Source organism: Serratia sp. 506_PEND, from assembly GCF_001076875.1.
Classification (GTDB): Bacteria; Pseudomonadota; Gammaproteobacteria; order Enterobacterales; family Enterobacteriaceae; genus Serratia; species Serratia marcescens.
On the sequence record NZ_JVEL01000290.1, the window covers coordinates 1 to 6,137 of the forward strand.

7 protein-coding genes and 2 pseudogenes are annotated in these 6,137 nt (G+C 57.3%); 2 read left to right on the forward strand and 7 right to left on the reverse strand.

Annotated features, from left to right (window positions below; genetic code table 11):
* Window positions 1–239 (reverse strand): annotated as a pseudogene (locus tag ADK28_RS07635) (TonB-dependent copper receptor); the annotation flags it as partial.
* Window positions 240–458: 219 nt separating this feature from the next.
* Window positions 459–866 carry a DUF2946 domain-containing protein gene (locus ADK28_RS07640; RefSeq protein WP_075202049.1) on the reverse strand — a complete coding sequence of 136 codons (408 nt, stop codon included), beginning with the start codon at window positions 864–866 and terminating at the stop codon, window positions 459–461.
* Between the two features lie 229 nt (window positions 867–1,095).
* Here ADK28_RS07640 and ADK28_RS07645 point away from each other — a divergent pair, with 229 nt between their 5' ends.
* Window positions 1,096–1,704 carry a class I SAM-dependent DNA methyltransferase gene (locus tag ADK28_RS07645; protein ID WP_033640284.1) on the forward strand — a complete coding sequence of 203 codons (609 nt, stop codon included), beginning with the start codon at window positions 1,096–1,098 and terminating at the stop codon, window positions 1,702–1,704.
* A gap of 40 nt (window positions 1,705–1,744) precedes the next feature.
* On the opposite strand, the gene ADK28_RS07650 is transcribed toward ADK28_RS07645, so the two are convergent.
* The gene (locus ADK28_RS07650; RefSeq protein ID WP_033640286.1) at window positions 1,745–3,046 is read right to left on the reverse strand and encodes a PQQ-dependent sugar dehydrogenase; all 1,302 of its coding nucleotides are present in this window, start codon (window positions 3,044–3,046) and stop codon (window positions 1,745–1,747) included.
* Between the two features lie 10 nt (window positions 3,047–3,056).
* A complete protein-coding gene (locus ADK28_RS07655) occupies window positions 3,057–3,482 on the reverse strand; it encodes a DUF2231 domain-containing protein (protein WP_033640288.1) in 426 nt (141 codons plus the stop codon).
* Window positions 3,483–3,651: 169 nt separating this feature from the next.
* Here ADK28_RS07655 and ADK28_RS07660 point away from each other — a divergent pair, with 169 nt between their 5' ends.
* The gene (locus ADK28_RS07660; RefSeq protein ID WP_033640290.1) at window positions 3,652–4,110 is read left to right on the forward strand and encodes a YbaK/EbsC family protein; all 459 of its coding nucleotides are present in this window, start codon (window positions 3,652–3,654) and stop codon (window positions 4,108–4,110) included.
* A 68-nt stretch (window positions 4,111–4,178) separates the two neighbouring features.
* Here ADK28_RS07660 and ADK28_RS07665 read toward each other — a convergent pair whose 3' ends face one another.
* From ADK28_RS07665 to ADK28_RS07675, 3 genes and pseudogenes are all read right to left on the reverse strand, one after another.
* Window positions 4,179–4,568 carry a hypothetical protein gene (locus ADK28_RS07665; RefSeq protein ID WP_048795332.1) on the reverse strand — a complete coding sequence of 130 codons (390 nt, stop codon included), beginning with the start codon at window positions 4,566–4,568 and terminating at the stop codon, window positions 4,179–4,181.
* A gap of 61 nt (window positions 4,569–4,629) precedes the next feature.
* Window positions 4,630–5,544, reverse strand: a complete 915-nt coding sequence (locus ADK28_RS07670; RefSeq protein WP_048795333.1) for an NAD-dependent epimerase/dehydratase family protein — start codon at window positions 5,542–5,544, stop codon at window positions 4,630–4,632.
* A 177-nt stretch (window positions 5,545–5,721) separates the two neighbouring features.
* A pseudogene (locus tag ADK28_RS07675) lies at window positions 5,722–6,137 on the reverse strand (PLP-dependent aminotransferase family protein); the annotation flags it as partial.

The window sequence follows — 6,137 nt, forward strand, 5'->3', positions numbered from 1 at the left end:
GTTTTCAGGTAGTCCGAGCCATCGCTGGCCGGCACCGGCTGACGCGGAGTTTTCGGTGACGTCACGATGGTCAGCGGAGAGTAGAGCGGTGCGGTGACGGTGATCACGTCGCCATCATTAACCTGTGTGTCGGCAGGGTGCTGATGCGCCTGCGCCGCGTGGCCAGCCAGCAGGAACAGCGGCATGGCGGCGGTGATGGCGCGGGCGGCGGCGTTCTTTTTATAAACGGGTTTAAACATCATCTTTCCTTAAGCTAACTTTTTCCGTTCTTGGCCGAGGGATTATTCAGGCGTGGGGCGGCCTGGCGAAAATCACCATCGGTAAATACGGGGGTTAATTCCATCAGCGTGGAAATAACCGGATTAATAATGTCGTCTCGGTGCTTAATCGTTGGGCGAATTAATTCCGCCGGGTTGAAGCGATCAACGGCAATACAGAGAACGGCAATGGGCTTATTGTTAAATCAGAGGAAAGAGAGGGGGGGGCGCGCGCGGCTGTAATTCGGTGTGAACGACGTGGGCAAACAGGGGAACGAGATAGCGGATCGGCGGCGGGCGCGAAGCCAGCGACTGAGACCAGAACAGCGGGGCGTGGCTCACGTCCAGCAGCGGCGCGTGCAGCAACAGCACGCAGTAGCCGCAGGCGCTGTCGTCCATCATCATCGCCATGTTGTGGTGGCCGCCGCCGTGCTGCATCAGCGGCTGCGAGGCTTTTTCAGGTTCAGACGACGGCGAGCGCATCCCGTGATGCATCGGCATATCCATGCCGCAATCCGCCATGACGGCCGTTCCAGCACTTCCGGCGCGTACATGCTCCAGAGATCGCGAGATCACCGGCGCAATGAACAACATCAGAATGGCAAACATCCCTAACCAGGCGGCGGCCCGATTTCGCGATGCAGAGGGCTGAATTAACGACACAATCAACCTAAAAAAGGGTTAACACAGGGGAGGGAATTGTACTGGTTTATGTCGAAATGTTAAAACCTTTTATTTCTGGTCAACGGCCTGTTGATGAATATATTATCGGATAAGCGCTTTAATTCTGACCAAAGGCTATTTTTATTGCGCCACTAACGTGACGGGGACAATATTAATGACGGAAGAACTGGCGAGCACGATTATTTCGCTTTATGACGAACATGCCGCCGCCTGGGAACGCCTCAGACCCACCACGCTGTTTGAGCGGCCGTGGCTCGACCGCTTTTTGCAGCTTACCCCGGCCAACGCGCGGCTGCTGGATCTCGGCTGCGGCAATGGCGCGCCGATCGCCGCCTATTTTATCGAACAAGGGTATCGAGTCACCGGCATCGACGGCGCGCAGGCGATGATCGCGCGCTGCCGGCAGCGTTTTCCACAGCAGGAGTGGCGGCAGATGGACATGCGCCGGCTGAGTCTGGCGACAAGATTCGACGGCCTGCTGGCCTGGGACAGCTTCTTCCATCTGGCGCGCGACGATCAGCGCCGCATGTTTCTACTGTTCAGACGGCACGCCAAGCCGCATGCCGCACTGATGTTCACCAGCGGCCCTGAAGACGGCGTGGCGATCGGCAATTTCGACGGCCAGCCGCTGTTTCACGCCAGCCTGGCGCCGGAGGAGTATACGCGCCTGCTGCAGGAGAACGGCTTCCGCGTGGTCGATCATGTGGTGGAAGATCCCGCCTGCGGGGGAAGAACGGTCTGGTTGGCGCAAAGCATCAAGTGACAATGTCACGTGCAGGTTCATCGGAACCTGCACGTTAACGTTATTTAGCGCTGACGCGCCAAACGGTGTTGCCCACGTCATCCGCAATCAGCAGGGCGCCGGCCTTGTCGACCGCTAATCCAACCGGTGCGCCATAGAGTTCCTTCTCGTCGTCGGAGACAAAGCCGGTGACCACCGCTTTGAGTTTACCGACCGGCTTGCCTTGTTCGAACGCCACGTAGCTGACCCGGTAGCCGTTCAGCGGCGAGCGATCCCAACTGCCGTGCTCACTGACAAAGGCGCCGCCGCGATAGTCGGCCGGCAGAGCGCTCGCGGTGTAGAACAACAGCCCCAGCGGCGCGACGTGCGAGCTGAGGGCGTAGTCCGGCTTGATGGCTTTCGCCACCAGATCCGGCCGTGCCGGCTGCACCCGACGATCGACGTGCTGGCCGAAATAGCTGTAAGGCCAGCCGTAGAAGCCGCCGTCCTGTACCGAGGTCAGGTAGTCCGGCACCAGATCGGCGCCGATCTCGTCACGCTCGTTGACGATGGCCCACAGCTTGCCGCTGTGCGGTTCCCACTGCAGCCCGGTCGGGTTGCGCAGGCCGCTGGCGAAGATGCGGCTGGCGCCGGAGGCGGTGTCCACTTCCAATACCGCGGCGCGCCGGTACTCTACGGCCAGGCCGTTTTCGGTGATGTTGCTGTTGGATCCAACGCCGACATACAGCTTTTTACCGTCCGGGCTGGCCAGCAGGGCCTTGGTCCAATGATGGTTGATGGTGTCCGGCAGATCGGCCAGCTCTTTACCCGGATCGCTGATGCGCGTTTCGCCCGGCTGATAGGCGTACTGCATGATATTGCCGGTGTTGGCCACATACAGGGTGTTGCCAATCAGCTGAACGCCGAACGGAGAATCGAGCCCCTCGAGGAAGACATGCTTTTCCCAGCTGCCGTCGGCGGTGGGGCGCAACAGGGTGATGCGGTTACCGCCTTTTCCCCCTTTACCTGACTGACCCTTAACCAGCCCGGCGATCAGCTGCTTGGGCGTGCTGACCGCTTCGGTGCCCGGCCCGTTGGCCTCCACCACCAACACATCGCCGTTGGGCAGGGTCAGCAACTGACGCGGGTGCAGCAAACCGTCTGCCACCTTGTCGATTTTCAAGCCTTCGGCGACTTTCGGCATCTGGTTTTGCTGCCAGCCCACGCCCTTTGGCACCTGCATCGGCGGCATCAGGAAATCTTGCGCCGCCGGCAACGCCGGATCCGGCCCCATTTGTTGTTCCGGCGAAATGACGGCACTGTTATCGCAGCCGGCCAAGGTCAATACGGCGGAAAGGGTGAGCGCCAGAGATGAGAGCTTCATGAAAACCTCCTTATTTTGCGCGGGCGCCAAGGGCCAGCAGAATATTCGCCAGGCTGAGCAGCGCGACCACGATCGCAGACAGCACCAGGCCTTGCGGCACCACGGCATACGCATCCCGGCTATGCACGAAAGCGTTGATAATGGCGAGAACGATGGCCAACAGGTTCAGCCAGAAATGGAGTTTGACCGACGAACCCAGCAGCCGAGCGCTGCCGAACCATACTTGCACCAGGTTAATCAGGCGAGGAATGATGGCAAAAATCAGGCCGATGGCGATTAGCCAGCTGGCGCCATTAACCCACTGAATATTGGCAGTGCAGGCATAAATGATGTCGAAAATGAGCGCCGCGGTGAAAAATCCATAAGGTATCGGGTTGAGCCATTCATAGACGGCCACTGCGGCCGCTGAGGGCCTTGCTGTCGTTTGCGTGGTCATGCAGGCATCTCCATGAAAAATGATGGGTAAAAAGGCCATTGGCCCCTTAAAGCTTTGTTCAGATCCAGCGATTTGAACAATTTTGATTCTCATTTTTAGCATGCGATGTTAAAACCGAAACCATCACTGCGGCATTATCAATGGCTTAGCAATATCAGGAGGAAGGAGCATGAGCATAGAACGCGTTCAGCGTTTTCTGGCCGAGCACGCGCCGGAAACGGCGGTGACGGTGCTGACACAGAATACCGCGACGGTAGCGCTGGCGGCGGAAGCCTTTGGCGTGGAGGGCGGGCAGATCGCCAAGACGCTGTCGTTTCGCGTGAACGATGGCGTGGTGCTGCTGGTGATGGCGGGAACCGCCAGAATCGATAACAAGAAGTACAAGCAATTCTTTGGCGTAAAGGCACGCATGCTGCCGGCGGAGGAGGTGGAGGCGCTGACCGGCTATCCGCCCGGCGGCGTTTGCCCCTTTGCCGCACCGGCAACGGTGAGAGTTTACTGCGATCGCAGCCTGTGCAGCTACAGTGAAGTGCTTCCGGCAGGCGGCAGTGATAACTCAGGCGTGAGAATTGCGCCGCAACGGCTGGCCAGCATCACCGGAGCGGAGTGGATTGACGTGACAGGGTAACTGCAAGTGTGTTATTGCAAGATTACAAAGTCACCCGATTTAGCCCGTTTGAAATGTCACTCACTTCGTCAATACGGTTCTCGCCGTACGCTTACTACGTCAGCGACGCGCCCCCGGCTTACCATCACCCCGGGGGCAAAATGATGGGTGATCTTCAGCAGCGTCTTCTCGCCATCGTCATCTACACCCGCTCTGATGATGACAGACTCTAGTCGTGTTGCTGTCTTTGAAATTTTCCACAGAACCACCCCTAACAGTTGCATGAAGGCCTCGTACTGGCCGCTGCCTTGTTCACAGGGGACCGGGGTCAGCGGAATATCGTCTGCCGGATGGGGGATATCGACAATTTCCGAGAGGTGCGGACTATAGCTCCCGTCATGGCGAGGTATTAAAGATGCGCGTAATAATCGATTATCACCAAGCATAAAATCAAAATACTGTTTATCCCGATGGCTCATTTCTTTTGATACCTGTTGATATTGTCACAGTACGGTGCGGCTGCGCCGCACCGTATCGTATTCAGGACTGGCGGTGCCAGATCAGAGGGCGAGGTGAAAAACCGAGTTTTTCTTTCGCGGCCTGGTTGGACGCTCCGGTCAGGGCGGTGTGATAGTAGAGTCCTTCTTCACCCGCGAGCGATAGCGCGTCTGCGGCACTCAACCGCGTAGGTTCAGGCGCGCCGACCCAACGGTTAAACTCAGGAAGCCACTGATTCACCGGAAGCGGATTATCATCGACAATATTATAGGTACCAGGTTCGGATCCCAGCGCCGCAATGGTGGCGGCAATGGCATCGTCAATATGCACGAAAGACCAGACTGCATTACCTTCGCCAAAAATGACGCTTTCGCCATTGCGAGCCTGTTCGGCGATGGCGCCTTCTGGTCGATACCAGGTGCCAGGGCCATAGAAGAATCCGTAACGCAGTACCACCCCTGCGATCCCGGGAAGCATCCTGACGGCGTTTTCATAGTCAGACAATACGTTACAGCTTTCCCCGATCACCCCCGGCGCCTGGATCCGCAGGGCGGCACTTTCACTGGCCAGTTTTCCGGCCGCCGCATCAAGATAAAAGCCACGGGACTGAAGAATATAACGGCTGATGCCGCAGGCTTTCGCCGCTTCAAGTAAATGATGTCCGGCCACTTTGTGTAAAGCCGTATCCGCGGGGATCGAGCGGATAATGTCGGCAGGATTAGCCGGCAGCAATGTCAGTTGATCGATAATCGTATCAGGCTGAAACTTTTCGACAGCTTCGCGCACCGCATGTGAATCCATCGCATCCACACACAGCGCTTCGGCGCCGAGTTCATGGAGTTGGGCGATACCTTTTCCTTGACGCGTCAAGCCTGCGACTTGATGTCCAAGGGAGCAGAGCACCCTTGTCATTGGCAGCCCGATTGCCCCCGTTGCGCCTGCAATTAAAATTCTCATACTTCTCCTCCGATGCCTTATGAGTACAGCCGGACACGGTTGTGTACCCGGCAATGCTGACTGACCCCTACAGGATAGAAAGAGAGTAAGATCTTAAAAAGAACCAAAAACGAATGATTTTTGTGTACCAGAGCGAGACAAGCGGAAGAGGAAAGCGCGAGAATCGCAAGGGGGCCGTTAAGCGAGTTTACGGATCAATCGATCCAGCCGCTCGCAGGCATGGAGGAGTGATTCGCCTTCCTTGCCTGATACGCCAAGCAACAGACCGGACTTTTCCGCTACCCCTGACTGATACCAGGCTGAAAGCGGGGATGGCGCCAGGCCAAAGTTATAGGCGTAATGCGCAATGGTGCGATCCTGAGAGCCGTCTGGCAGGTTGATTAAAACGGATAAACCATGGACCTGAACGGTGTAGCCTAACGCCTTCATTATGCGGGAAAGTTCAGTACTTCTGGCATGGTAAACTCTTTTCATTTTTCGCAGATGCCGAAGAAAATGCCCCTCACTCAAAAAGGCATGCACCGCCATCTGGATCGCGGGAGTCGGAGCGGGGGAAAGCGAGGCGGCGACATCAGCAACCGTCTCGACAAGCG

What these genes read in the sequence shown, in the direction of transcription:
- ADK28_RS07660 (WP_033640290.1), top strand. Translation starts at nt 3,652, where the DNA reads ATGAGCATAGAACGCGTTCAGCGTTTTCTGGCCGAGCACGCGCCGGAA.
- ADK28_RS07655 (WP_033640288.1), bottom strand. Translation starts at nt 3,482, where the DNA reads ATGACCACGCAAACGACAGCAAGGCCCTCAGCGGCCGCAGTGGCCGTC.
- ADK28_RS07670 (WP_048795333.1), bottom strand. Translation starts at nt 5,544, where the DNA reads ATGAGAATTTTAATTGCAGGCGCAACGGGGGCAATCGGGCTGCCAATG.
- ADK28_RS07650 (WP_033640286.1), bottom strand. Translation starts at nt 3,046, where the DNA reads ATGAAGCTCTCATCTCTGGCGCTCACCCTTTCCGCCGTATTGACCTTG.
- ADK28_RS07640 (WP_075202049.1), bottom strand. Translation starts at nt 866, where the DNA reads ATGTTTGCCATTCTGATGTTGTTCATTGCGCCGGTGATCTCGCGATCT.
- ADK28_RS07645 (WP_033640284.1), top strand. Translation starts at nt 1,096, where the DNA reads ATGACGGAAGAACTGGCGAGCACGATTATTTCGCTTTATGACGAACAT.
- ADK28_RS07665 (WP_048795332.1), bottom strand. Translation starts at nt 4,568, where the DNA reads ATGAGCCATCGGGATAAACAGTATTTTGATTTTATGCTTGGTGATAAT.